Origin of the sequence: Cellulosimicrobium cellulans (assembly GCF_006539945.1) — a bacterium.
GTDB lineage: Bacteria > Actinomycetota > Actinomycetes > Actinomycetales > Cellulomonadaceae > Cellulosimicrobium > Cellulosimicrobium cellulans.
The window spans coordinates 17,940-44,229 of the sequence record NZ_BJNZ01000036.1; the positions used below are offsets into that span (position 1 = coordinate 17,940).

General features: G+C 72.3%; 18 protein-coding genes. 4 read left to right on the forward strand and 14 right to left on the reverse strand.

The genetic code is table 11. The annotated features are described in order from the left end of the window. Positions 1–8 precede the first annotated feature (8 nt). The 11 genes from CCE02nite_RS18805 to CCE02nite_RS18855 form a co-directional block, all read right to left on the reverse strand. On the reverse strand, positions 9–1,091 hold the full coding sequence (locus CCE02nite_RS18805; RefSeq protein ID WP_141391128.1) for an ABC transporter permease: 1,083 nt from the start codon (positions 1,089–1,091) through the stop codon (positions 9–11). Beyond that, complete coding sequence (locus CCE02nite_RS18810; RefSeq protein WP_047234093.1) at positions 1,088–2,134, reverse strand: ABC transporter permease; 1,047 nt, start codon at positions 2,132–2,134, stop codon at positions 1,088–1,090. The genes CCE02nite_RS18805 and CCE02nite_RS18810 overlap by 4 nt, the downstream gene beginning before the upstream one ends. After that, complete coding sequence (locus CCE02nite_RS18815) at positions 2,131–3,804, reverse strand: sugar ABC transporter ATP-binding protein (protein ID WP_141391129.1); 1,674 nt, start codon at positions 3,802–3,804, stop codon at positions 2,131–2,133. The genes CCE02nite_RS18810 and CCE02nite_RS18815 overlap by 4 nt, the downstream gene beginning before the upstream one ends. Next, positions 3,801–5,048, reverse strand: coding sequence for a Gfo/Idh/MocA family protein (locus CCE02nite_RS18820; protein ID WP_141391130.1), 1,248 nt, complete (start codon positions 5,046–5,048; stop codon positions 3,801–3,803). Before CCE02nite_RS18820 ends, CCE02nite_RS18815 begins: the two co-directional genes overlap by 4 nt. 270 nt (positions 5,049–5,318) lie before the next feature. Beyond that, entirely contained in the window at positions 5,319–6,320 is a 1,002-nt protein-coding gene (locus CCE02nite_RS18825) for a sugar phosphate isomerase/epimerase family protein (RefSeq protein WP_053369958.1), read from the reverse strand. A 40-nt stretch (positions 6,321–6,360) separates the two neighbouring features. Beyond that, positions 6,361–7,089, reverse strand: coding sequence for an LPXTG cell wall anchor domain-containing protein (locus CCE02nite_RS18830; protein ID WP_170227381.1), 729 nt, complete (start codon positions 7,087–7,089; stop codon positions 6,361–6,363). Positions 7,090–7,343: 254 nt separating this feature from the next. Continuing rightward, on the reverse strand, positions 7,344–12,326 hold the full coding sequence (locus CCE02nite_RS18835; protein ID WP_141391131.1) for a ThuA domain-containing protein: 4,983 nt from the start codon (positions 12,324–12,326) through the stop codon (positions 7,344–7,346). A 280-nt stretch (positions 12,327–12,606) separates the two neighbouring features. Further along, positions 12,607–13,779 carry a Gfo/Idh/MocA family protein gene (locus CCE02nite_RS18840; protein WP_141391132.1) on the reverse strand — a complete coding sequence of 391 codons (1,173 nt, stop codon included), beginning with the start codon at positions 13,777–13,779 and terminating at the stop codon, positions 12,607–12,609. Between the two features lie 134 nt (positions 13,780–13,913). Beyond that, the gene (locus CCE02nite_RS18845; RefSeq protein WP_141391133.1) at positions 13,914–14,981 is read right to left on the reverse strand and encodes a substrate-binding domain-containing protein; all 1,068 of its coding nucleotides are present in this window, start codon (positions 14,979–14,981) and stop codon (positions 13,914–13,916) included. 104 nt (positions 14,982–15,085) lie between these two features. Beyond that, complete coding sequence (locus tag CCE02nite_RS18850) at positions 15,086–16,126, reverse strand: ABC transporter permease (RefSeq protein ID WP_371861943.1); 1,041 nt, start codon at positions 16,124–16,126, stop codon at positions 15,086–15,088. After that, a complete protein-coding gene (locus CCE02nite_RS18855; RefSeq protein ID WP_174774937.1) occupies positions 16,123–17,643 on the reverse strand; it encodes a sugar ABC transporter ATP-binding protein in 1,521 nt (506 codons plus the stop codon). The genes CCE02nite_RS18850 and CCE02nite_RS18855 overlap by 4 nt, the downstream gene beginning before the upstream one ends. Before the next feature lie 408 nt (positions 17,644–18,051). On the opposite strand from CCE02nite_RS18855, the gene CCE02nite_RS18860 reads away from it, so the two are divergent. The 3 genes from CCE02nite_RS18860 to CCE02nite_RS18870 all read left to right on the forward strand — a co-directional run bounded on the left by CCE02nite_RS18860 (position 18,052) and on the right by CCE02nite_RS18870 (position 20,915). After that, positions 18,052–19,233 carry an ROK family transcriptional regulator gene (locus CCE02nite_RS18860; RefSeq protein WP_141391134.1) on the forward strand — a complete coding sequence of 394 codons (1,182 nt, stop codon included), beginning with the start codon at positions 18,052–18,054 and terminating at the stop codon, positions 19,231–19,233. A gap of 70 nt (positions 19,234–19,303) precedes the next feature. Then, positions 19,304–19,969 (forward strand): ThuA domain-containing protein, encoded by a 666-nt coding sequence (locus CCE02nite_RS18865; protein WP_141391135.1) that lies wholly within the window; start codon positions 19,304–19,306, stop codon positions 19,967–19,969. 40 nt (positions 19,970–20,009) lie between these two features. Beyond that, positions 20,010–20,915 (forward strand): dihydrodipicolinate synthase family protein, encoded by a 906-nt coding sequence (locus tag CCE02nite_RS18870; RefSeq protein ID WP_141391136.1) that lies wholly within the window; start codon positions 20,010–20,012, stop codon positions 20,913–20,915. A 34-nt stretch (positions 20,916–20,949) separates the two neighbouring features. Here the strand turns inward: CCE02nite_RS18870 and ligA are convergent, their stop codons facing one another. Further along, positions 20,950–23,373, reverse strand: coding sequence for an NAD-dependent DNA ligase LigA (gene ligA, locus CCE02nite_RS18875; protein ID WP_371861944.1), 2,424 nt, complete (start codon positions 23,371–23,373; stop codon positions 20,950–20,952). Positions 23,374–23,447: 74 nt separating this feature from the next. Beyond that, complete coding sequence (locus CCE02nite_RS18880) at positions 23,448–24,428, reverse strand: helix-turn-helix transcriptional regulator (protein WP_141391137.1); 981 nt, start codon at positions 24,426–24,428, stop codon at positions 23,448–23,450. Between the two features lie 111 nt (positions 24,429–24,539). Between CCE02nite_RS18880 and CCE02nite_RS18885 the strand changes: the two genes are divergently transcribed. Beyond that, positions 24,540–25,493 carry an alpha/beta fold hydrolase gene (locus CCE02nite_RS18885; RefSeq protein WP_255318978.1) on the forward strand — a complete coding sequence of 318 codons (954 nt, stop codon included), beginning with the start codon at positions 24,540–24,542 and terminating at the stop codon, positions 25,491–25,493. 18 nt (positions 25,494–25,511) lie between these two features. On the opposite strand, the gene CCE02nite_RS18890 is transcribed toward CCE02nite_RS18885, so the two are convergent. Then, on the reverse strand, positions 25,512–26,093 hold the full coding sequence (locus CCE02nite_RS18890) for a M15 family metallopeptidase (RefSeq protein ID WP_141391138.1): 582 nt from the start codon (positions 26,091–26,093) through the stop codon (positions 25,512–25,514). Positions 26,094–26,290: the final 197 nt, after the last annotated feature.

Sequence of the window (26,290 nt, forward strand, 5' to 3'; positions counted from 1 at the left end):
GCCGGTGCTCAGGCGTTCGCGGGGGCGGGCTCCTTCGGTGCGGTGGTCGGGCCCGCGGCAGGCGGGACGTCGGGGGTGGACGCGCGGCGCCGCGACCGGCGCGGCAGCGCGGCGTAGGCGACGGCCGCGATGATGATCACGCCCTGGATCGCCGGACGGATCGTCGACGGGAGGCTGAGCTGGTTGAACAGCGTGAACAGCGCCTCCAGCGTGAGCGCGCCGGCCATCGCGGCGATCACGGTGCCCCGCCCGCCGCCGAGCACGACGCCCCCGAGCACGACGGCGGTGATGGCCATGAACTCCAGGCCCTGCCCGACCTGTGCGGTGACGCCCGCGTAGCCGCCGATGAGGATCGCGGCGACGGTCGCCATGAAGCCCGACAGGAGGAACGCACGCGTGCGCACCCACCAGACCGAGCTCCCGGCGTAGCCGGCCGCCACGTCGTTGTCGCCCGTGGCGACGAGCGTGCGACCGAACGGCCGGCGCATGAGCAGGGCGGCGAGGACACCGAGGACCACGACGATCAGCAGCGCGTACGGCACCTGGAACTGGCCCGGGTTGTCGGGGATGCCCCCGCGTCCCCACTGCCGGAAGCCGTCGGTCAGCGCGCCCGTGGGGGCGCCACCCGTCCAGAGCCGGATCGCGCCGTACAGCACGAGCATCATGCCGAGCGTCGTGATGAACGACGGCACCTTGAGGAGCGTCGTCACGAGGCCGTTGACGAGCCCGACCGCGAGGCCGAAGACGATCATGAGGGCCATGACGGGCCAGGTCATCGAGTCCTCGCCGTCCATGAGCTTCGCCGCGATGACGACCTGGGCGCCGACGAGGGAGCCGACCGAGAGGTCGAACTCGCCCGAGACGATGACGAAGTACTGACCGATCGCGAGGATGACGAGCGGCGCCGCCTTCTTGACGAAGGCCATGAGCGACATGGGCTCGCCGAACGACGGGTTCATCACGAGGATGACCACGAAGACGAGCACGAGCAGCGCGAACACGGTCCAGCTCCCGCCCGCGGTGAGGCGCTCGAGCCAGCCGGCCCGCGGTGCGCGCGCCGGGATCGTCCGGCGCGTGGTGTCGGTGGTCATGCGGACGCACCTCCGGTGCGGGTCGGGCGGAAGCGGGCCCGGCTGCTCGCCGGGTCGATCTGACGCCGGGCATACAGGGCGACCGCGGCGATGATGATGACGCCGCGCAGGACGTCCTTGAAGAACGGGTCGACGTCGAGGACGTTGAACACCGTGTCGAGCACCGCGAGGATGAGGACGCCGCCCACCGTCCCGACGATCGAGCCGCGCCCGCCCATGAGGAGCGTCCCGCCGAGCACGACGGCGGCGATCGAGTCGAGGTCGAGCCCGTAGGAGTAGACGAGCGCGTTGCCGGTGCCGAAGCGCGCGGCGATGAGGAGGCCGGCGACACCCGCGCAGACCGAGCACAGCACGTGCGCGAGGATGAGCGTCCGGTCGGTCCGGATGCCCGAGAGCCGCGCGACGTCGGTGTTCCCGCCGACGGCGAACATGTGGTACCCGGGCCGGGTGCGCGTCAGCAGGACGACGCCCACGGCCGCGACGAGCAGCATGACGATCGTCGAGACCGGCACCGGGCCGACGCGCGTGTACCCGAACATCTGGAACGAGGCGGGCACCTCCCCCGCCGGGCCCTTGAACTGCGTGTCGAGGTAGCCCTTGATGATGAGGCCGACGCCGAGCGTCGCGATGAAGGCATTGACGCGCAGCTTCGCGATGACGAGCCCGTTGACGAGCCCGACGACCGCCGCGACGCCCACCGCCGCGAGGACGCCGAGCCAGACGCGCGAGGGGTCGCCCGCCATGGTCGTCGCGCCGACGATCGAGCTGAGCGCCACGACGTACCCGACGGACAGGTCGAGCGACTTGCACAGGATCGCGAACGTCTGCCCGATCGCGACGAACCCGAGCAGGCTCGTCTGCGTGAGCATGTACGCCGTGTTCGCGGTGCTGAACAGGTTGCCGCCGCCGACGGCGACGAGGACGCCGGCGATCACGAGGATCCCGACGAGGGCGAGATAGACGATCTCCGTCGACCCCAGGCGGCGCCGGCGCGCGGGGGCGCGGCGCGCGGTGGGGGCGGCGGTCGCGACCGCGGTGCTCATCGGTCCTCCTGCGGGCCGTCGGTGGGGTGCTGGGCGGACGCCGGCGGTCCGTCGGGTGCGGCGGCGGGCTCGGCGCCGGGAAGGTCGTCCGCGTCCGCGAGGGCGCCGAGGTCGACCTGGACGTGCTCGCCCGACGTGTCCTCTCCCGCGCCGGTGGCGAGGGCCATCACGGTCTCCTCGTCGCTGCCGGCGGGGAGCTCGCCGGCGAGGCGTCCGTCGCGCATGACGAGCACGCGGTCGGCCATGGCGACGACCTCGGGAAGCTCGGACGAGATGAACAGGACGGCGACGCCGCTCGCGGTGAGCTCGCGCATGAGGTCGTAGACGGCGCGCTTGGCGCCGACGTCGATGCCGCGGGTCGGCTCGTCGAGCACGATCACCTGCGGGTCCGTGACCAGCCACTTCGCGAGGACGACCTTCTGCTGGTTGCCACCGGACAGGTACTGGACCTCGGCCTCCTGCGAGCTCGCGACGAGCTCGAGCGAAGAGAGGATGCCGGGGATGCGCTTCGCGCGCCGGTCCGCCTGGCCGGGCACGACGGCGTCGAGCACGAGCCGCGCGTTCGCGAGGATCGACTGACCGAGGGCGAGGCCCTCCGCCTTGCGGTCCTCGGTCACGAGCGCGAGCCCGGCACGCACCGCCTGGCGCGGCGAGCGCACGTCCACCGGCTTGCCGCCGACGAGCACGCGGCCGCGCGTGAAGCCCGCGATGCCGAAGATGCCGTGCGCGATCTCGGTGCGGCCCGAGCCCTGGAGGCCGGCGAGCGCGACGATCTCGCCCGCCCGGACCTCGAGCGACACGTCGTCGACCTGGGTGTTGCCGACGCCCTCGAGCACGAGCCGCACCTCGCCCGGGACGATCGACGGGTCCTTGTCGGGGAAGTACCCCGCGAAGTCGCGGCCGACCATCGTGCGCACGAGCCGGTCGGGGTCGATGTCCGCCGTCGGGGTCGTCAGGACGTGGTTGCCGTCCTTGAGCACCGTGATGGTGTCGCAGAGATCGAAGATCTCCTTGAGGCGGTGCGACACGTAGAGGATCGCGACGCCACGCTCCTTGAGCCGGTGGACGAGCTCGTAGAGCAGCTCGACCTCCTGGTCGGCGAGGGCGGCCGTCGGCTCGTCCATCGAGATGATGCGCGCGTCGTAGGACACGGCCTTGACGATCTCGACGATCTGCTGCTGCGCGACCGAGAGCGAACCGACGCGCGTCCACGACGCGAGGCCGGTGAGGCCCAGGTCGGCGAGCAGCGCCGTCGTGTCCGCGTGCATGCGGCGGCGGTCGACGAGACCCGCGCGGCGCGGCTCCCGACCGAGATAGACGTTCTCCGCGACCGAGCGCTCCGGCAGGAGGTTGAACTCCTGGAAGACGGTCGACACGCCCGCGTGCTGCGCGGCCAGCGGCGACGCGAACGTCGTGGTCTCGCCGTCGAGCTCGATCGTGCCCGCGTCGGGCCGGTGCACGCCCGCGATGATCTTCATGAGCGTCGACTTGCCGGCGCCGTTCTCGCCCACGAGCGCGTGGACCTCGCCCGGCCGCACGTCGAGGTCGATGTCGCGCAGCACCGAGTTGCCGAAGAACTCCTTGCCGATGCCGCGCAGGCGCAGGATCGGCTCGTCGCCGCCCTCCCCCGCCGCCGGCGGCCGGGGCTCGCGCGTGGTCGTCGCGGTCATGCCGGCACCTCCACCCAGCCGCCCGAGCGCACCGACTCGGCCACGGCCGCGGCGAGGCGGGCGGCGCGCAGGCCGTCGTCGAACGTGGGCAGGCCGTCCGGGACGTTGCCGCGGATCGCCGTCGCCGTGTCGGCGACGAGCGCGTCGAAGCAGTCCTGGTAGCCCTGCGCGTGCCCGGCGGGCAGTCGCGAGTAGCGGGCGGCGGCCGGGGAGAGCGCCTCGGGGTCGCGCACGAGGAGGCGCGACACGTCGCGGCGGCCCTCCCACAGCGTCTCGGGCTGCTCCTGGTCGAACGACAGCGTCGACTCCGAGCCCGAGATCTCCAGGTACAGCCGGTTCTTGCGGCCCGCCGACACCTGGGAGATGACCGCGGTCCCGAGCGCCCCGCCGTCCGTCGCGTACTGGAGCGTGACGGCGTCCTCGGTCGCCACCTCGTGCACGACGCCGTCCGCCCCGCGGCGACGCGGGTTGACGGTGGCCGACTGCGCCACGAGCCGGGCGATGCGGTGCCCGGTGGTGAACTCGAGCAGGTCGCAGAAGTGGGAGCCGATGTCGCCGAAGGCCCGGCTCGCGCCGCCGAGCGCGGGGTCGACGCGCCAGTTGTCGTCCGACTCCCGCAGGAGCCAGTCCTGGAGGTACGAGCCGTGCACGAGCGAGATGGTGCCGACCTCGCCCTGGCGCACGCGCTCGCGCGCCTCGCGCACCATCGCGTGGAAGCGGTAGGTGAACGGCACGACCGCGACCCGCCCGTCGGCGGCGCGCGCCTCGGCGGCCAGCCCCGCGAGCTCGACCGCGCCCTCGACGTCGGTCGCGAGCGGCTTCTCGCACACCACGTGCTTGCCCGCCGCGAGCACGGCGCGGGCGAGGGGGACGTGCAGGTGGTTGGGCGTGCACACGTGGACGACGTCGACCTCGGGGTCGGCGAGCAGCTCCTCCGCGCTGGCGACGGCGCGCTCGGCCCCGAGGCCCGGCGCCGCCGCGCGGGCGATCTCGAGGTCCGCGGCCGCGACGCTCACGACCCGCCCCCCGCCGGTGCGCACGGCACGAGCGTGGACGCCGCCCATGAAGCCGGCGCCGAGGATCCCCGCGCGGTATCCGACGGCGGGGAGACCGCCCTCGTCGGGGGCGCTGGCGGGGAAGGTGCTCCGGGCGGCAGGGGCCCCTGTGGTGGTCGCTCCCGGGAGGGGCGTGCCCGGGTCCAGCACCGGGGTACGCACGTCCTGCGCGACGTCGTCGGCTCGCATGGATGACAACGTAGGGGTACTTCTGTCGAGGGTCAAGCAAAAGACGAACACTGCTCGTCACGGTTGTATAACCCAAGCCGCAAAACAAATGTGAAGGCTCACATCCGGCAGCGTGCGGCGACGGCGGCACGAGCCGCGCGGTGGCGTGTGCGCGGTCGGACGCAGGCACGCCACCGCCCCCGGCCGTCGAGGGGCCGGGGGCGGTGGCGTGTCGGACTGCTCTCCCCCACCCGTCGGCCGGCAGAGCCGGCCGACGGGAGCCTGCGCGTGCTACTTGGTCGAGAACGCGGCGTCGAACGCGGCGTCCGGGGCGTCGAAGGCGTACTTCTTGACGAACTCGAGGGCCTCCGGCGCGCCGACCAGGCGGTCCATGCCGGCGTCCTCCCACTCCACGGAGATGGGACCCTCGTAGCCGATGGTGTTGAGCATGCGGAAGGCGTCCTCCCACGGCACGTCGCCGTGGCCCGTGGAGATGAAGTCCCAGCCGCGGCGCGGGTCCGCCCACGCCAGGTGCGAGCCCATGCGACCGTTGCGGCCGTTGTGCATCCGCTTCTTCGTGTCCTTGCAGTCCACGTGGTAGATGCGGTCCTTGAAGTCCCACAGGAAGCTCACCGGGTCGAGGTCCTGCCACACCATGTGGCTCGGGTCCCAGTTGAGGCCGAACGCCTCGCGGTGCCCGATCGCCTCGAGCGTGCGGACGGTCGTCCAGTAGTCGTACGCGATCTCGCTCGGGTGCACCTCGTGGGCGAACTTCACCCCGACCTCGTCGAAGACGTCGAGGATCGGGTTCCAGCGGTCGGCGAAGTCCTGGTAGCCGGCATCGATCGCCTCCTGGGAGACCGGCGGGAACATCGCCACGTACTTCCAGATCGCCGAGCCCGTGAAGCCCACGACCGTCTTCACACCCAGCTTCGCGGCGAGCCGCGCGGTGTGCTTCATCTCCTCGGCGGCGCGCTGGCGCACGCCCTCGGGGTCGCCGTCGCCCCACACCACGTCCGGGAGGATGTCGCGGTGGCGCTGGTCGATCGGGTCGTCGCAGACGGCCTGGCCCTTGAGGTGGTTCGAGATCGCGTAGACCTTGAGGTCGTACTTGGCGAGGAGGTCGAGCTTGCCCTGGACGTACTCGTCGTCGTCCCAGCGCCACGGGTCGAGGTGGTCACCCCAGCAGGCGATCTCCAGGCCGTCGTAGCCCCAGCCGGACGCGAGCCGCGCCACCTCCTCGAACGGCAGGTCGGCCCACTGCCCGGTGAAGAGGGTGATCGGTCGTGCCATGGTCGTGTCTCCTTCGGTCGTTCTCGGTTCGTGCCCGGGGTCACCGGGCGGACGTGCTGGTCAGGGAGCGGGGCTTACCGTCCGACGACTCGTCGGCGGCCGCAGCGCGCGACCGGCGGCGGAGGACGACGTAGCCGCCGGCGAGGAGGAGCGCGGCGACCACGGCGACCGCGATCCACACGCCCGCGCTGCTCCCGGTCGACTCGTCGTCCGCGGTGCTGGACCCGTCTGCCGCGGCGTCGGGGTCTCCTGCAGCCTCGTCCGCCTCGTCGCCCGAACCGTCCTCCGCACCGGCCGCGGCCTCGTCGTCCGCGTCCGGGGCCGGCTCGGGCAGGGGCACGACGTCGACCTGCGCGGACGCGGTCGCCTCCGACGGGTGCGTGATCGTGGCGGTGAGGGTCCAGTTGCCCTCGGCGAGGACGCCGGGCTCGGACGTGTACCAGCCGACGCCCTCCGACGCCGAGGAGAGGGTGAGAGGTCCGACGGTCTCGCCGTCGGCGGACTCCGCGGTCACGGAGACGTCGGCCGCCTCCTCGACCGGGTGGCCGTCGAGCTTCCAGGTCAGGTTGGCGGAGATGCCGCCCTCCCCGTCGGTGCCGAGGGAGATCACGACGTCGCCGCCGTGCGCGGCCGCGGGGGCCGCGACGCCCAGCAGCGCGACGACGGCGCCGAGAAGCACGCCGAGCGCCGCGGAGAGGAGAGCGCGCGCCCCGACCCGGGATCGGGTGCTGGTGCTGGTGCTGCTGGGCTGCGGAGACGTTCGGGACATCGGGTCATCACCTCGTCGTGGTCCGTGGATGGCTCCGGGGCCGACGGTGGTCGTCGGTCCCGGGGTGCCCCGGCGCCGGGCCGGAGCGCCCGTTCCCGGGCGCCGGGGCCGGAGACCCGGAGGTCCCCGTCGTGCTCGTCGTGCAGGCAGCGTACGGTCGGCCCGGCCGATGGGCCGCCCGTCCGCCGAGCGCCCGCACGCCGAGCGCGGTGCCCGGCGGGCCGGTGCTCAGGGCACCGGCCCGCCGGAACCTGTCAGGAGCAGGCCCGGGCGGCGTAGTCCGCCGTCCCGGAGAACGTCCTCCCCTCGGCGTCGGTCGCGGTCACCGTCACGCTGCCGGCGTCGATCCCCGCGGCACGCGACGCGAACGACTGGTAGGCGTTCGCGCCGGGCGCCACGTCCGCGAACTCCTTCGACCCGTACGGGGTCTCGAGAGTGATCGCGACCGGGACCGCGTCGTCGTTCGTCGCGCGGACCGCGACGAACGCCTTGCCGGCCATGCAGCGCGTCTCCGCGGTGATGGTCACCGCGATCGGCTCGACCTCGTCGCCGACCACCCGGAAGTGGCCGAACGACGCCGGCGCACCGGTGTCGGCCGAAGCCCCGAGGGCGAAGAGCCCGACCTGGGCGCCCGACGCGGGAGCGTTCGTCACGCTCTGGTCGAACGTGGTCCAGGTCTCGCCGTCGGCGCTGTACGCGCCGGTGAACGTGTCACCGGAGCGGGTCAGGCGCAGGTGCCACACGTCGCCGGTGAGGCTCGACGACTGGGGCTGCGGGTTCTGCACGACCCCGGCGACCTCGCTGCGCAGCTCGATCCGGGCGTTCTTGGCCTGGCCCGCCTGGTTGTCGACCACGTAGTCGAGCTTGACGTAGTTGTCGTCGTCGCCGTAGACGAGCAGACCACCCTGCTGGTACTGACGGTCGAGCGCCGAGCCGTCGACGACGGTCTCGATGGTCCACTCCTCGCCCGGCTGGTCCTGGAGCACGATGTTCGGCACAGGACGGTTGTCGGTCCCGTAGATGTCCGTCGGCGTCGTGTCGATCTCCAGCGCGCCGTCCGCCACGCGGTAGCCGGTCGGGTCCTCACGGACGATCGACCAGCGGCACGCGTCGAGGGCGGTGCCGTCGAACTCGTCGTCCGGCCCGGGGGCGGACGCCGTGTCGTCGGGCGTGATGGAGAACCAGTCGAACTCGGCGTCGATCACCGGAGACGCGGTGTTGTTCCCCTTGAACGACGCGAGGCCGATCTTCGCGTTCTCCAGGTCGGCGATCGACTTGGTCTGCGGCATCGTCGTGAAGTCGACGCCGTCGGCCGAGTACGCCGCCTGGAGGTTCTCCCCGTCGCTGACGAACCGCACGTAGACCGTGTCGGGGTAGTCGGCGCCGAGGGCGGGCGAGTTGGACTCGTTGACCTCGTTCGGGGCGGCGTTCACCTCACGGATGAACTGGAAGATGCGAGTCGCCGGGTCGGCCGCGGACGAGCGTCCCTGGAGCACCATCTTCGCGTAGTTGTCCTGGTCCTCCCAGATGACCAGACCGGCCTGCTGGTACTGCTGGCGAGCCGGCAGCGTGAGCTTGGCCGTGGCCGTGAACGGCCCGTCCGGCAGGTCCTGGAGCACCAGGTTCGGCACCGTGGTGTTGTCCGTGCTGTAGAAGTCGGTCGCCGTCGTCGGGATGACGAGGTTGCCGTCCCGCACGACCAGGTTCTGGTCGCGGTTGAGCACCGACCACCGGTTCTCGTCGACGTCCGTGCCGAGGAAGTCGTCCGACCGGCCCGAGAAGCACATCCCCGGTCCCGTCTGCGACGCCTTCACGGTCACGGTCGTGTACTCGACCGAGTACGCGCCACGCTCGTCGGAGGCCCGCACCTGGAGCCGGTACGTGCCCGGCTGGTCGTACGTGACCTCGAACGAGTCGGAGCCGTCGACGAACCCGTCACCGAGTCCCGCGTCCCACGCGAAGGTGATCGCGTCGTCCTCGGGGTCGGAGGCGGTCGCCGTCGCGGTCACCGTCAGCGGGGCGGTGCCCGTCGTCGGGGTGACCTCGAACGAGTCGATGGTCGGGCGCTCGTTGTCCGTGACGCCGCGGCCGTCGAACTCGATCCAGTTGACGTTGGCCTGGCCGGACGTCAGGACGAAGTAGAGCGTCCCGGTGCCCGAGGGCACGTCGGTCAGCTGGGTCGAGGCGTTCGTGTAGACCTGCCAGTCGCCGGTGCCGGGGACCTGGACGGACCCGATCTCCGGGCCGTCCGCGGCGTTCCAGCGGACGGAGACCACCGCGTTGCTCGGCGAGGCCGCGCGCAGCGCGATCGAGTCCACGCCGTGGAGCGAGATCGGGTCGTACGCCCACCAGTCGCCCGGCTCGATGTAGCCGATGTTCTGGCCACCGCCGGCGGTGTCGGACGTCGTCTCGCGCACCACGCCCGGGTCGCCCGTGCTCGTCGAGTCCGCGAGGCGCCCGGTCGACGTGAAGAACTCCGCCTGGAGCAGCTTGGGCTGGAGCACCTGGAGGTCGTTCGCCGTGAGCGGGGCGCCCGCGGCGCCACCGTCGTCGGTGTACGACGCCTCGATCACCCAGAAGATGTTCGACTCGATGCCGTGGCCCTCGTCGCGCGCCGTCTGGAAGACGCCCTCGCACCCGCCGAGCACGTCCATCGGGTGCGCGTGCGAGTCGTGGCCGAGCGACGTCGAGAGCTCGACCTGGCTGCAGTCGACCTCACCGTCGGGGTCGTCGACCGCGATCTCGTACCGGACCTGGTCGCCCCACTGGAAGAACCCGCCGTTGTCGGGGAACGTGATGGAGATCGTCGGCGCGTCGTTGCCGACGACGACCGACACGTTCGCCACGCCCGTCTGGCCCTGGGCGTCCGTCGCCACGAGCTGGGCGGTGTAGCTGCCGTTCTCCGTGTACGTGTGCACCGGGTTCGCCTCGGTCGACGGCTCCGAGCCGTCGCCGAACGTCCACTGGAGGGTCAGCTCGTCCCCGGCCGGGTGGCGCGTGCCCTCCGAGGAGAACTGCACCGTGAGCGGCGCGTGGCCGCTCGTCACGTCAGCGCTCGCACGAGCGATCGGCGACGGGTTGCCCTTGACGTAGTTGACCTTGTAGATGCCGCTCGAGTCGTTGTCGCCGCCGAAGCCCGAGCCCCAGTCGACGACGTAGAGCGCGCCGTCGGGACCGAAGTCGAAGTCCATCGCCCGGTCGAAGCCGGCGCTCGGGTCGAAGATCTTCGGCATGACGCGGTTGATGTCGACGATGTCGTCGCGGTTCTCGCCGTCGAGCTGGATCGAGTACAGCTTGCCCTGGTTCCACTCACCCAGGAACGCCTTGCCGTCCCAGTACTCGGGCCACTGGACGTCGGAGTCGAGCTCGGGGTCGAACTGGTAGACGGGGCCGCCCATGGGCGCGCCGCCCCCGCCGATCTCGGGGAAGTCCGGGTTGCCGGCGTAGTTGTACCAGACCTCGGCCTCGATGGCCGGGGGCAGCTGGGTCAGGCCCGTGTTGTTCGGGGACTGGTTGACGGGGCCCGCGTCGCAGTTGAACGCCGCGCCGGACTGGCCGGTCGCGAAGTTGTACTTGAGGTAGTCCGCGTTCGCCCCGGTGCAGTACGGCCACCCGTAGAAGCCGGGCTCGCTGACGACGTTCCACTCGACCGTGTTGCCCGGGCCGCGCGACGGGTTCGCGCTGCCCGCGTCGGGGCCGTAGTCACCCACGAGGATGTTGCCGGAGTAGGGGTCCACACCGATGCGGAACGGGTTGCGGAAGCCCATGGCGAAGATCTCGGGCCGCGTCTTCTCGGTCCCGGGGGCGAACAGGTTGCCCTCAGGGATCGTGTACGTGCCGTCGGCCTCCGGGTGGATGCGCAGGACCTTGCCGCGCAGGTCGTTGGTGTTGGCCGACGAACGCTGGGCGTCGTAGTCCTGACGACCGGCGCGCTCGTCGTGGGGCGAGTAGCCGCCCGACTCGAACGGGTTGGTGTTGTCGCCCGTCGCGAGGATCAGGTTGCCGTCCTCGTCGAAGACCATGTCACCGCCGGCGTGGCAGCACGTGTTGCGCTGCGTCGTGACGGTGAGGACCTTCTTCTCGGTGGCCTGGTCGATCGTGCCCGTGGCCGGGTCGAAGTCGAACCGCGAGATCCGGTTGTGCGGGCCGTCGGAGCCGACGTTCGCCGGAGCCCAGTAGGTGTAGACCCACCCGTTCTCCGAGAAGTCCGGGTCGAGCACGAGCCCGAGCAGGCCGTCCTCGTTGGCGGTGGTCACCGGGAGGGTGGTCGCGGTGTGCGTCGTGTTGGTCGACGGGTCGATGACCTGCACGCGGCCGTCACGCTCGGCGTAGAACACCGTGCCGTCGGCCGCGACGTCCAGGACCATCGGGTTGCGCGTCTCTTCGTCGAGCGCGATCTGCTCGTAGCTCGCGGACTGCGTCGCGGCGCAGTCCGACGCCACGGCGCCCGCGGCCGTCTGGATGCCGCCCAGCAGGTGCTGGAGGAAGTCCGGGTCGGCGTACGACTCGTCGGTGTGGCCACCGCCGGTGTACCAGGACCGGCCGCCTTCGTAGACCTGGCACCATGCGGTCGGGTGCTCGGCGCCCATCGCGCCGCTGCCCGCGTTGTACGTGGTCTCGTCGAGGCTCGCGAGCACGTGCACCGTGTCGCGGGGGTTGGTGCGGAAGTTGTACCACTCGTCGAACCGCTCCCACCGCGAGGGCAGGTGCGCCGTCGACTCGTGGACGTGGTCCTCGACCTTGACGGTCGCGTCCTGGTTCTGGGGGTGAGCGCTGAAGTACGCGCCGACCAGCCCGCCGTACCAGGGCCAGTCGTACTCGGTGTCGGACGCCGCGTGGATGCCCGCGTACCCGCCCCCGTTCTGGATGTAGCGCTCGAACGCGGCCTGCTGGTCGTCGTTGAGGACGTCGCCGGTCGTGGACAGCCACACGACGGCTTCGTACTGCGCGAGGTTGTCGTCCGTGAACGCTCCCGCGTCCTCGGTGGCAGTCACCGTGAAGTCGTTCTCTTCCCCGAGCTGCTGGATCGCCGCGATGCCCGCGGGGATCGACCCGTGGCGGAAGCCACCGGTCTTGCTGAAGACGAGCACGTCGAACGGGACGGCGTCAGCGGCCGTGACGATGGGCGCCGCCGCGACGCCCGTGGGCACCGTTGCGGCCGTCGCCGACGTCGCCGCCGCCATGGTCAGGGGGAGAGCGACCGCTGCCGCGGCAGCCGCCGCGACCGTCCGCCTCATGGCGAGCGATCCTCCTAGCACGTTTCTCACAAGGTCTCCTCGTCGAGATGGGGAATCAGTGCTGCGCTCCGCCGGGTGCCGCCATCGGCCGGCCGCCGTCCCGGGATCTTCGACCGACAATTTTGATTGCCCGTCGTACTAAATGTGCGCCATCGTTGCGCGCCCATCCTCCTTTCCTTCCGAGCCGGTTCCGGTCGGCCGCGCTGCGCTGCGACGGCCGACACCGTCGGTCCGGTGTCCGGGTCGACCCTCCGCCCCACGGGCCGACCCGGACTCGATACTACGGCTGAACCCAGCCTCCGGATGCCGCGCTCCGCTCGACCGCGTCGAGCACGCGCTGCACCACGAGGCCGTCCGCGAAGGTCGGTGCCGGGTGCGTCCCGGCGGCGATCCCCTCCACGAGGTCGACCGCCTGGTGCGTGAACGCGTGCTCGTACCCGAGCCCGTGGCCCGCGGGCCACCAGTGCGCGACGTACGCGTGCTCCGGCTCCGTCACGACGATGCGCCGGAAGCCGGCGACGACCGCGTCGTCCGCGGCGTCGAAGAAGTGCAGGACGTTCATGTCCTCGAAGTCGAACGCGACCGAGCCCTTGGATCCGTTGATCTCGAGGCGGATCGCGTTCTTGCGGCCGTAGGCGAAGCGCGTCGCCTCGAACGTCCCGATGCCCCCGCCGGACAGCCGGGCGAGGAACACCGCCGCGTCGTCCACGGTGACGGGCCCGCGCTCGGTACCGCCCTGGCCGGACAGCCCCGCGAACTCCGTCGCGACCGGACGCTCCGTCACGAAGGTCTCGAGGAGCCCCGAGACGCTCGTGATCTTCTCGCCGGTGATGAACTGCGCGAGGTCGATGACGTGGGCGCCGATGTCGCCGAGCGCCCCACTGCCGGCCTTCGACTTGTCGAGCCGCCACGACAGCGGCGCGTTCTCGTCCGCGATCCAGTCCTGGAGGTACTGCGCGCGGACGTGGCGAACGGTCCCGATGCGCCCGTCGGCGACGAGCTGGCGCGCGAGCTGGATGGCCGGCACGCGGCGGTAGGTGAAGCCCACCATCGCGACCTGGCCGCGTGCGGCCGCGGCCTCGGCGACCGCGACCATCTTCTCGGCCTCGGCGACCGTGTTCGCGAGCGGCTTCTCGCACAGCACGTGCTTGCCGGCCTCGAGCGCCGCGATCGCGATCTCCGCATGCGTGTCGCCGGGCGTGCACACGTCGACGAGGTCGACGTCGTCCCGCGCGACGAGCGCCTGCCAGCTCGTCTCCGTGGACTCCCAGCCGAGCCGCTGGGCGGCGGCGGCCAGCGCCTCCGGGTTGCGGCCGCCGAGCACCCGCATGCGCGGGTCGAGGGGGAGGTCGAAGAACCGGGGGGCGGTCCGCCATGCCTGCGAGTGCGCTGCCCCCATGAACGAGTACCCGACCATGCCGACGCCGAGCTGCGCGCCGTCGTTTCCTGCCATGACGTTCCTTCCGTGCGCCTTCTTGTGCGCGTGACGTGAGCACGCCCACGGTCCGGCCGGGATCTCCCGGGCGGACCGTGGGCGTGGTCCGCGTGCTTTCCTGCTGCGTGCTGACGACGGGCGTCAGCGGTCCGTCAGGACTGGAACGCCGTGGGCAGGTACTGGTCGACGTTGTCCTTCGTCACGACCGGCGCGAACAGCTGGACGGTACGCGGCACGCCGGACGACGCGAGGTCGCTCATGTTCTTCTCGTGCGCGACGAGGCGGGCGAGCTTGATGCCGTCCGCGGCCTGGGTCGACGGGTAGATGACCGTCGCCTGGAGGACCGAGTCACCGGCCTTGATGTGCTCCATCACGTTCGCCGAGCCGGCGCCACCGACCATGAAGAACTCGTCGCGGCCCGCGTTCTCGATCGCGGAGAGGACGCCGACGCCCTGGTCGTCGTCGTGGTTCCAGATCGCGTCGATCTGCGGCGCGGCCTGGAGGAGGTTCGCCGTCGCGGCCTCGCCGCCCTGGACGGTGAAGTCCGCGGCGACGCGGTTGTCGACGTCGAGGCCGCAGTCGGACAGCGCGTCCGCGAAGCCCTGGCTGCGGTCCTGCGTGAGGGGCAGCGAGTCGATGCCGGCGATCTCGGCGACCACGGCGTCCGGGTTGTCGCCCAGCTGCTCGCAGATGTACTGACCGGCGCTCACGCCCATGCCGTAGTTGTCGCCGAGCACCGTCGTGCGGGCGGCGAAGGGGCTGGAGAACTCACGGTCGACGTTGATGACCGGGATCCCGGCCTCCATGGCCTGCGTCGCGACGTCGGTGAGCGCGGCACCGTCGAACGGCAGCAGCACGATCGCGTCGACGCCGTCGTTGATGAAGCCCTCGATCTGGCTGATCTGGACGTTCACGTCGTTCGTGCCGTCGGCGACACGGAGCTCGACGTCCTCGTACTTCCCGGCCTCGGCCTCCGCCGCGCTCGTGATGGCGCCCATCCAGCCGTGGTCGGCGGCGGGGGCTGAGAAGCCGATCACGATCGGGTCGCCGGGGGCGTCGTTGTCGGAGACGGCCTCGTTGCTGCTGCCTCCGCCGTCGCCCTCCGCGGTGTTCTCGGTGGTTGGGGTGTTCGACGTGCAAGCCGTGGCGATCAGGGCGATCGACGCGGCGGAGACGGTCGCGATCGCGAACCGACGACGGAGGGTGGTGCGTGCGGACATGGGATCTCCTTCGATGCTGTCCTGCGGGAGGAACTGCGGGGGGATGGGGTGCTGCTCCGGATGGTGCGGAGCTGCGGTGGGACCGGGGTGCTGGGGTCGCGCGGCTATGTGGTCCGCCGCGCCAGGCGCTGCTGGAGCAGCACCGCGCCGACGATGATCACGCCCTTGGCGATGGCCTGGACCGAGCTGTCGACGTTGTTGATGATGAAGACGTTGGTGAGCGTCGTGAAGATGAGGACGCCCAGGACGGTGCCGACGATCGTGCCGCGACCGCCGGCGAGGAGCGTGCCACCGACGACGACCGCGGCGATCGCGTCGAGCTCGAGGAGCGTGCCGTTGGTCGAGGAGCCAGCGCTGGTGCGGGCGAGGATCATGATGGCCGCGATGCCGGCGGTGAGGCCGGACAACGCGTACACGTACACGAGGTGCCGCTGCACCTTGATGCCGGCCAGGCGGGCCGCCTCGGGGTTGCCGCCGACGGCCACCGTGCGGCGCCCGAACGTCGTGCGGTTGAGGAGGAACCAGCCGAGCACGGCGACGATGGCGAAGATCCAGACGATCTTCGGGACGCCGAGGAGGTTGCCCTTGAACAGGTCGAGGAACGCGGAGTCCTTGACGACCTGGGTGCGCTTCTGGGCGATGAGCTCGGCGAGGCCACGTGCGGCGACCAGCATCGCGAGGGTCGCGATGAACGCCACGACCTTGCCGTAGGCGATGATGAGGCCGTTGATGAGACCGGCACCCACGCCGACGGCGAGCGCGCAGATCACCATGACGGCCCAGCCGTAGGACTGCGTCGCCAGCGTCGTCGCCCAGACCGAGGCCAGCCCGAGCACGGAACCCACGGACAGGTCGATGCCGCCCGTCGTGATGACGAACGTCATGCCGATGCTCACCACCCCGAGGACCGCGCCCAGGCTGAGGATGGTCATGAGGTTGCTGACGCTCGCGAACCGCTCGCCGCCCGTCGCGAAGCCCACGACGCACAGGAGGAGCAGAGCGACGACGAGGCCGATGTTCCGGCCTGCGGGGCCGGACATGAACCCACCCTTACGGCGTTCGCTCGCGGCGTTCTCGACTCGGGACGACTCGTCGGCGCCCGGCTTCTTCATCGGCACCGACGCCGACACCTGCTGCTCGCTCACGCGACACTTCCTTCCATGACCATGTCGAGCACCTGGTGCTCGTCGATGGAGCTCGAGGGCCCCTCGTGGACGACACGACCCTCGGAGACGACGAGGACGCGGTCGGCGAGGCCGAGGACTTCGGGGATCTCGCTGGACACGACGACGACGGCGGCGCCCTCGTCGGCGAGCCTGCGGATGAGGGCGTAGATCTCGGCGCGCGCGCCGACGTCGACGCCGCGCGTCGGCTCGTCGAGGAGCAGGACGCGGCAGCCGTGGACGAGCCAGCGGGCGAGCATCGCCTTCTGCTGGTTGCCGCCCGAGAGGGTACGGATCGCGCGGTCGACGCCCGCGGGGCGCAGCTCGAGCGAGTCGGCCTGCTCCTTGGCGGCGCGGCGCTCGGCCCGCTCGTCGAGGAAGCCGCCACGCGCGAAGCGGGCGAACGTCGACAGCGTGACGTTGCGGTAGACCGGCTCGTCGAGCAGCAGTCCCTGGCTCTTGCGCTCCTCGGGCGCGAGACCGATACCGGCGTCCACCGCGGCGGCCACGGAGCCGGCGCGGAGCTTCTTGGAGTCCACCGTCACCGAGCCCGCGGTCGCTCGACGCGCGCCGTAGATCGTCTCGATGATCTCCGAGCGGCCCGCGCCCACGAGACCGGCGAGGCCGACGATCTCTCCGGCGCGCACCTGGAGCGACACGTCCTCGAACACGCCGCGCAGGCCGAGGCCCGCGACGTCGAGCACGACCGGGGCGTCGTCCGCCGGCCCGTCCGTGACGGGGAACACGTACTCGACGGAGCGCCCGGTCATGAGCGTGATGAGCTGCGCCGTCGGCGTCTCGGAGACCGCAAGGTTCTGCGCGACGGTCCGACCGTCCTTGAGGACGGTGATGCGGTCGCCGATCTCGCGGATCTCCTCGAGCCGGTGCGAGATGTAGACCACCGCGACCCCGGCCCGGGTGAGCTCCTTGACCACGCGGAAGAGGTTGGCGACCTCCTCGGAGTCGAGGACCGCCGATGGCTCGTCCATGATGATGACGCGCGCGTCGTGCGAGAGCGCCCGCGCCATGGAGACGATCTGCTTGCCCGCCGCTGAGAGGTGCTCGACCTCCTTGGTCGGCGAGATCTCCGCGTGGCCGAGCCGCTTGAGCAGCTCTCGCGTCTTGCGGACGGCCTCGCGGCGCTGAGAGAACCCGAGCGTCGAGAGCTCGTGCCCGAGGTAGACGTTCTCCGCGACGGTCAGGCCGTCGACGACGTCGAGCTCCTGGTACATGGTCGCGACGCCGTGCCGCAGCGCGGCGACGGGGTCGGAGATGGTGATGGGCTCGCCGTCGAGCAGGATCTGCCCTTCCGTCGGCTGGTGAGCACCGGCGAGCACCTTGATGAGGGTGGACTTGCCGGCGCCGTTCTGCCCGAGGAGACAGTGGACCTCACCGGGGAGGATCTCGAGATCGACGCCGTCGAGCGCTCGAGCCCCCGGGAAGACCTTGACGATGCCCTGCATCTGCAGGAGCGGCTGGGGAGGGTCTGCGGTGACCATGCGGTGAACCTAGCGGACCTTTTGACGACGGTCAATCATAAGATCGCGGTCTTTTGCCGCTGTTACAACTTCGTTACCAGCAAAAGTGGACACGCGGTGTGGGGGCGAGGGAACGCTCCCACGCGACGGGCGGACCGTGATTCCTCCGGCAGGTGGACACGGGGGACGATGGCCGGCTGACGAGCCGAACCACCGGGATGTCGGCCTGGGTGCGGGGGTCTGCGCGAGCGCGTGGGGCAGTTTCGCCCGGACGGGAGGCCCGTCCTCGGGTCTCCACAACTTCCGACGACGTCCGTGTCGCCTTGGGAGGGGACAGTAGGGTACCTTTTGGCGATCGTCAAGCAAAAGCCGATGACTCGTCCGCCACGTACGGACGACCGACGAGAGGCTCCGTGATTCACTGTGCCCATGGAGGAACTGCTGAAGTTCGCGCCGCGCCCGACCGGCGCCGGCGACATGTTCCAGCTGCTCCGGGACGGTCAGCCGCGCACGCGCGCGGACCTCGCAGCGATCACGGGGCAGGCGCGATCCACCATCGCCGCCCGGATCGACCTCCTCATGTCGGCGGGCCTCATCGCCCCCGCGGGAGAGGCGAGCTCGACCGGCGGGCGACCGCCCGTGACCTTCGCCTTCAGCCCTGAGGCACGCATCGTCCTCGCCGTCGACCTCGGCGCGACGCACGCGCGCCTGGCCGTGACCGACCTCGCGTCCAACGTGCTCGCCGAGACCGACGCCGCGCTCGCGATCGCGGACGGGCCGGAGGTCGTGCTGTCGTGGGTCGCGGACATGGGCGAGAAACTCGTCGCGACGACGGGGCGCAGCCTCGACGACCTCGTGAGCGTCGGCGTCGGCCTGCCCGGTCCCGTCGAGCACTCGTCGGGCCGCCCCATCAACCCGCCGATCATGCCCGCATGGGACGACGTCGACGTTCCGGGGATCCTCCAGAAGCGGTTCAACGCGTCCGTCCTGGTGGACAACGACGTGAACATCATGGCGCTCGGCGAGCACCGTACCGCGTGGCCCGCCGTCACCGACATGCTGTTCGTCAAGGTCGCCACCGGCATCGGCTCCGGCATCATCGCCGACGGCGAGCTGCGGCGCGGCGCGCAGGGCGCCGCCGGCGACATCGGCCACGTCGCCGTCCCGAGCGCGGCCGACGTCCCGTGCCGCTGCGGGAACGTCGGGTGCCTCGAGGCCGTCGCGAGCGGCCAGGCGGTCGCCGCCGCGCTCGCCGCCGCGGGTCTCGACGCGACGAACAGCTCCGACGTCGTCGCGCTCGTGCGCGGCGGCGACCTCGCCGCGAGCCAGGCCGTGCGCCAGGCCGGACGCGACATCGGCTCCGTGCTCGCGGCGTGCGTGAGCTTGCTCAACCCCTCGCTCATCGTCATCGGCGGCATCGTCGCCGAGGCGGGCGAGCACCTCATCGCGGGCATCCGCGAGATCGTGTACCAGCGGTCGCTCCCCCTCGCGACGCAGCACCTGCGCATCGTCACCTCGCAGGCACGGGGCCAGGCCGGCGTGCTCGGTGCGAGCGCCATGGCCGTGGATCACGTACTCTCGCCCGCAGCGATCGACGCGCTCATCGCCTGAGCGCGGTCGCCGGGGGCCGCTGCCCGCGAGATGCGGGCGCGACGAGTGTGACGAGGCACGAGGAGGAGTCATGACCGAGCGGGACCGTCGAGCGCTCGTGGTCCGGGGCGGTTGGCCCGGGCACGCACCCGAGGAGGCGGCGGAGCTGTTCGTCCCGTTCCTGGAGGCGTCCGGCTACGACGTGACGCTCGAGGGATCGTTGGAGTCGTACGCCGACGAAGAGTTCATGGCGAGCCTGGACCTCGTCGTGCAGTGCTGGACGATGGGCGAGATCCTCCCGGACGAGATGCGCGGGCTGCGCACCGCGATCGCGAACGGCACCGGGTTCGCCGGCTGGCACGGCGGGATCGTGGACTCGTTCCGGCTCGCAACCGACTACCTGCAGATGGTGGGCGGGCAGTTCGCGGCGCATGCGCACGACCTCATCGACCACACCATCGACATCGCCCCCGAGCACGCGGACCACCCGATCGTCGCGGGCATCGACTCCATCGCGCTGCACTCCGAGCAGTACTGGGTGCTCGCCGACTCGTATAACGAGGTCCTCGCGACGACGACGATCGTCCCGCGTGACGGCGACCCGTGGCACGAGCCCGTGATCTCCCCCGCCGTGTGGACGCGCCGCTGGGGCGCCGGCCGCATCTTCGTGTGCGCGGCGGGCCACCAGCTCGCCGACCTCGAGGTCCCGCCCGTCCGCACGATCGTGGAGCGCGGGATCCTCTGGGCGAGCCGCTGACCCACGGCGCGCGCCGCACCCCGTTCCCTACACTCGGCGCGTGACCTCGTTCCACGGCCTCCTCGCCTACCCGATCACGCCGCTCACCCCCGCCGACGCACCCGACCTCGACGTGCTGGCCGCCCTCGTGGGCGGTGCCGCGCGCGCAGGGGTCGACGGCGTCGTCGTCCTCGCGTCGTCGGGTGCGGGGGTGACGCTCGCGCCCGACGAGCGCGACGCCGTCGTGCGTGCCGCCGTCGCGGGAGGCCCCGCGGCCGGTGCGCCGCGCGTCCCCGTGCACGTCGCCGTGAGCGGCACGTCCACGCGCGAGGTCGTCGCGCGCGCCCGCGCGGCGCGGGACGCCGGGGCGGACGGGCTCGTGCTCGCGCCGTTCTCCTACCTCCCGCTCGACGAGGACGAGGTCGTGGCGGTGTTCGAGGCCGTCGCGTCGGCCGTCGACCTGCCGGTCTGCTACTACAACCGGAGCGTGCAGACCGCGTACGACGTCACGCCCGGGGCGCTCGCCCGACTCGCGCGCACCACGACCGTCGCGGCCGTCAAGGACCCGGCGTCGACGCCCGCGCGGCCGGCGGGCCGGGTCGCCGCGCTCCGGGCGGCGACCGAGGGGCTCGGCGTGAGCGTCGGGCTCAGCGGCGACCCGGCGATCGTCGGCGGCGCGGAGGCGGCCGACGCCTGGCACACGGGGCTCGCCGCGCTCGTCCCCGAGGAGTACGTGGCGCTCCGACGCGCCCGAGCCTCAGGGGCAGAGCCCGGCGCGCACGTCGTCACCTGGCTGCGTGACCTCACGGAGGTCCTCGCCGGACTGCGGCCGGTGAGCGGGTTCCACGCGCTCGCGAACCTGCTCGGCGTACCGACCGCTCCCCCGCGCGGCCCGTCCCTGCCCGTCCCGCCCGACGGCGTCGCGCGGCTGCGCGAGGTCGTGGCGCGACGCGCGCCGACGCCCTGACCCCTTCCCGCGGCGCTGTGACGTGTCGGACGACTCAGTCGTCCGCGCCGGACTCCGCGTGGTCGTCCGCGCCGGGCACGTCGTCACCGACCCGGTCGGCCACGGCGTCCGGGCCACCGGCGAGCAGCGCGACGAAACCCTCCTCGTCGAGGATCGGGAGGCCGAGGTCACGAGCCTTCGTCTCCTTCGAGCCCGCGTTCGCGCCGACGACCACGAAGTCGGTCTTCTTGGATACCGAGCCCGACGCCTTGCCGCCCGCGGCGATCACCGCCTCCTTGGCGCCGTCGCGGCTGAAGCCCTCGAGCGAGCCCGTGACGACGACGGTCAGGCCCGCGAGCGGGCCCGTCGGCTCCTGGCGCGCGCCGGGTCCTGGGTGGCCGGGGATGTCGAACCGTACGCCCGCGGCACGCCAGCGGTCGACGATCTCGACGTGCCAGCCGACCGTGAACCACTCGACGACCTGGTCCGCGATCACCGGGCCCACGCCCTCGACCGCCGCGAGCTCGTCGCGCGACGCGGCCCGGATCGCGTCGAGCGAGCCGAACCAGTCCGCCAGGGCACGGGCCGCGACCGGTCCGACGTGCCGGATGTTGAGGCTCACGAGGATGCGCCAGAGGTCCTTCGTCTTGGCGAGCTCGAGCTCCTCCACGAGCTTCGTCGCGTTCGTCGACGCCTCGAAGAGCGGCTCGCCCGCCTCGATCGCCTCGCGCTCGGCGGCCTTCGAGAGCTTGCGCTTCTTCCGGAACGGCCACACGGACTTCACGGTCGCGGTCGAGCCGTCCGGCATCGTGATCTCGGCGGGCTCGCCCGTGCCGTCGTACTCGCGCGGCAGGCCCGTCTCGGAGTCCCGCACGACGACGCGGATCGGGACGAGCTGCTCGACGCTCAGGTCGAACAGCCCGGCCTCGGTCCGCAGCGGTGGCTCGGCGGGCTCGAGCGGCTGCGTGAGCGCGGCCGCCGTGACCTCGCCCAGCACCTCGACGTCCAGCCCCCCGCGCGAGCCGACGTGCTCGACGCGGCCGCGTACCTGCGCCGGGCACGACTCGGCGTTGGGGCAGCGCAGGTCGACGTCGCCCTCCTTCATGGGGCGCAGGGGCGTGCCGCACTCGGGGCACTCGGCCGGCATGACGAAGTCCTCGCGCGGGTATCCGTCGTCCGCGAGCGCCGCGACGGGGCCGAGGATCTCGGGGATGACGTCGCCGGCCTTGCGCAGCACCACCATGTCGCCGATGCGCACGCCCTTGGCGCGGACCACGTCCTGGTTGTGCAGGGTCGCCTGGCGCACCGTGCTGCCGGCGACCTTGACGGGCTCCATGACGGCGTACGGGGTCGCGCGGCCCGTGCGCCCCACCCCGACCTGGATCGCGAGCAGGCGCGTGTTGACCTCCTCGGGCGGGTACTTGTAGGCGATGGCCCACCGGGGCGCGCGGCTCGTGGCACCGAGTCGACGCTGGAGGGCGAGCTCGTCGACCTTGACGACGATCCCGTCGAGCTCGTGCTCGATGTCGTGGCGGTGCTCGCCGAAGTACGCGATGCGGTCCATGACCTCGTCGAGGCCGCGCACCACCCGGTTGTGCGGCGAGACGGGCACGCCCCACTGCTCGAACAGGGCGTACGCGTCGGACTGCCGCGCGAGCTCGGCGTGCTCACCCGCCTCCCACTGGAGCGCGCCGACGCCGTGCGCGTACATGCGCAGGTTGCGGCTCGCCGTGACCGCGGGGTCCTTCTGCCGCAGCGACCCGGCCGCGGTGTTGCGCGGGTTGGCGTACGGGTCCTGCCCGGCGGCGACGAGCTTCTCGTTGAGCGCCGCGAAGTCGGCGACGCCCATGAAGACCTCGCCGCGGATCTCGATGACGTCGGGGTGGGTCGCCGGGTCGCCGCCGAGGCGCTGCGGGATGCTCACGATCGTCCGCACGTTGGCGGACACGTCCTCGCCGGTGCGCCCGTCCCCGCGCGTGGCCGCCCGGACGAGCCGGCCCTTCTCGTAGAGCAGCGCGATCGCGAGGCCGTCGATCTTCACCTCGCACAGGTAGTCCACCTCCGCGTCGGCGGAGACCCCGAGGTCGCGGTGCACGCGCGCGGCCCACGCCGCGAGGTCCTCCTCGCTGAACGCGTTGTCGAGCGACAGCATCGGCTCGAGGTGCTGGACCGTCGCGAAGCCCGCCGCGGCCCGGCCCCCGACGCGCTGCGTCGGCGACTCGGGCGACTGGAGCGCGGGGTGCGCGGCCTCGAGCGCCTGGAGCTCGTGCATCCGGGCGTCGTACTCGGCGTCCGAGGAGACGGGCTGGTCCTCCTCGTAGTACGCGCGCTGGTCGGCCTCGACCTGGGCGACGAGCTCGGCCCACCGCCGCTGCGCGGCGGCCTCGTCGAGCGCGGCGGCGGACGTGGCCGTGGGGACCTCCTGGTCCGTCACGGTCGGGGTGGTCGGGGCGGACGTCGCGGGGGTGCTCTCGCTCACCCGCACATCATCGCGCGGACCGCCGACATCCGCCGCCCCCGCCGACGGGCGCGGCGACCGCGAGGGCGTCGTGCTCAGGGCCGACGTCGATGTGCGAGGTGGGCCCCGAGGCGCTCGACGGCGTCCGCGACGTCGTCGGGCTCGACGACGCGCACGGGCGCGCTGAGAGCCAACCGTGCGACCGTCATGGCCAGCCGCCCGACGTCCTCGCCACGGATCCGGACCACCACGGCCCCCGACGCGGCGTCGACCACGTCGTGGTCCACCCACCGGAGCACCCCGGCGAGGTCGTCGAGTCCGGCGTCGAGGACGACGGTGGCGACCCGCCCGCGCGGGCCCGCCCCGATCACGTCCGCGACGAACGCCGCTGCGCCACCACGGGGGATCGCGCGGGGCGCGAAGCGGCCCCCGGTCGCCTGCGGACGTGCAGGCCGGTCGAGCCGGTCGAGCCGGAAGGTCCGCCAGTCGTCGCGCCCCCGGTCCCACGCGACGAGGTACCAGCGGCGGTCGGCGGCGACGAGCTGGTGCGGCTCGACCAGGCGCCGGGTGAGGGTGCCGTCGCCGGCGCGGTAGGGGAACCGCACGAGCTCATGGTCGCGGCACGCGGCCGCGAGCACGCTGAGCGACTCCGGGTCGACCAGGTCCTGGTCGGTCGGCGACGAGACGGGCCTGACGCTGGAGTGCAGCGCCGCCACCCGCCTGCGCAGCCGGTGCGGCAGCAGGCTCTCAACCTTGGCGAAGGCACGCAGCGACGTCTCCTCCATGCCGTCGACGGCGGCGGCAGCCGCACAGCCGAGCCCGACGGCGAGTGCCACGGCCTCGTCGTCGTCGACCACGAGCGGCGGCAGGTGCGCGCCGGACTCGAGGCGATAGCCGCCGTACCTGCCCGAGGTGGCGGCGACCGGATAGCCGAGCCCCCGGAGACGGTCCACGTCGCGGCGCACCGTCCGCTCGGTCACGTCGAGCCGCCCGGCGAGCTCCCCGCAGGGCCAGAACCGGTGGGTCTGGAGCAGCGAGAGCAGCGTGAGCGCACGCCCGGTGGGATCCGTCGACATGGCCCCAGCCTCCCGCGCATCGAGGACATCTCCTGTCCGCGACGGTCTCTACGGTCGCGTCGACCGATCGCCGACCCGCGCGCATCGGCACGTCGCTGAGAGGACAACACCGTGTCACACGCCACCGACTTTCCCGAGCCGAGCATGGTCGCCGTCAACGGGATCGAGCTCGAGGTCTTCGAGGCAGGGCAGGAGAACGCCGGCCGACCCGTCGTCCTGTGCCACGGCTGGCCGGAGCTGGCCTTCTCGTGGCGCCACCAGATGGCCGCGCTCGCCGCCGCGGGCTACCACGTCATCGCCCCCAACCAGCGCGGCTTCGGCAGGTCGTCCCGCCCCGCCGAGGTCTCCGACTACGACGTCGTGCACCTGACCGGCGACCTCGTCGGGCTCCTGGACCACTACGGGTACGAGGACGCGACGTTCGTGGGCCACGACTGGGGCGCGAACGTGGTGTGGAGCGCTGCCGTGCTGCACCCGACCCGCGTGCACCAGGTGGTCGCGCTCAGCGTGCCGTACATGGAGCGCGGCGAGGTGCCGCCCCTCGCGTTCATCGAGGCGGTGGTCGGCAGCGACTCGTACTTCGTCCACTTCAACCGCCGGCACGGCGTGGCGGACGCCCTGTTCGACGCGAACGCCCGCCGGTTCCTGCGCAACCTGTACCGCAAGGACGAGCCCGCGGCCGAGCCGGCGTCGGGGACGTGGCTCCTCGACCTCGCCCACGCCGAGACGCCGCGCGGCGAGCCGGTGCTGAGCGACGCCGAGCTGGCGGTGTTCGTCGACGCTTTCGAGGCGTCGGGCTTCACCCCGAGCGTGAACTGGTACCGCAACGTGGACCGCAACTGGGAGCTGATGAAGGAGGTCGACCCGATCGTCCGCCAGGACGCCCTGATGGTCTACGGCGCCCGGGACACGGTCATGAGGGCGCCGAACCTCGAGGCGTTCGTCCCGCACGTCGAGGTCGTGGAGCTCGACTGCGGCCACTGGATCCAGCAGGAGCTCCCGGAGGAGACCAGCCGCCTCGTCCTCGCCTGGCTCCATCGACAGGAGGCCGCAGTCAGGTCGTGACACCCGGCCGACGGGCGGTCACCCCCAGCCGTGGGACGCGTCGTCGTGCATCGGCGGGCAGGCGCCGCCGGGCTCGGTCGCCGCCTCGAAGTGCCACAGCTCGTTCGCGTACGTGCGGCACAGCCCGAACTCCGCGCCGTGCTGCTCGAGCCACAGCGCGCCGTCGGTCGGCCCGACGTCGATCGCGAGGCCCGCGACGTGCTCGGACGACTCGGGCGGGAGCACCCACCGGTGCGCCTCCTCGGCCGAGCCGTAGCGGTCCAGCGCCGCGTCCACGAGCTCCTGCTGCTCGGCCGCGGTGCGCCACCCGGACGTGAGGGTGAGCTCGACGCCGTCGGCGTCCGCGGCGGCGCGTGCCGCGTCGAAGCGGCGCTCGAGCTCCGGGTCGAGGCCGGTCGCGGTCTGCGGGCGCAGCGTGGGCGACGGGTCGGCGACGGCGCCGCCGTCGCGCGTCGTCACGGTGAGATACGTGAACGCCCCCACCGCGCCGAGCGCGCCGACGACGAGGACGCCGACCACGGCGCGGGCGACGCGGCGGGGACCGGGGCGACCCGGGACGTGGCGGGCGGGGCGGGCGGGACGCAGGGGTGTCGTGGTCATGCTCCGAGGCTCGCCCGCCGCGGGCCGTCGTCACATCGGCCCGACGGCGACTCCTCGGCCCCGCCGTCCGGCGCACTCGCGCGGCGCGGGGTCCGCCCCCGGCCCGACGCCGTTCCGCCCCAGGGCGGAGGGCCCGCGGCGGGCCCTCCCACCCCGGGCGGTGCCGCGCGGGTCGGGCCCCGGCTACCGTGGTCGGG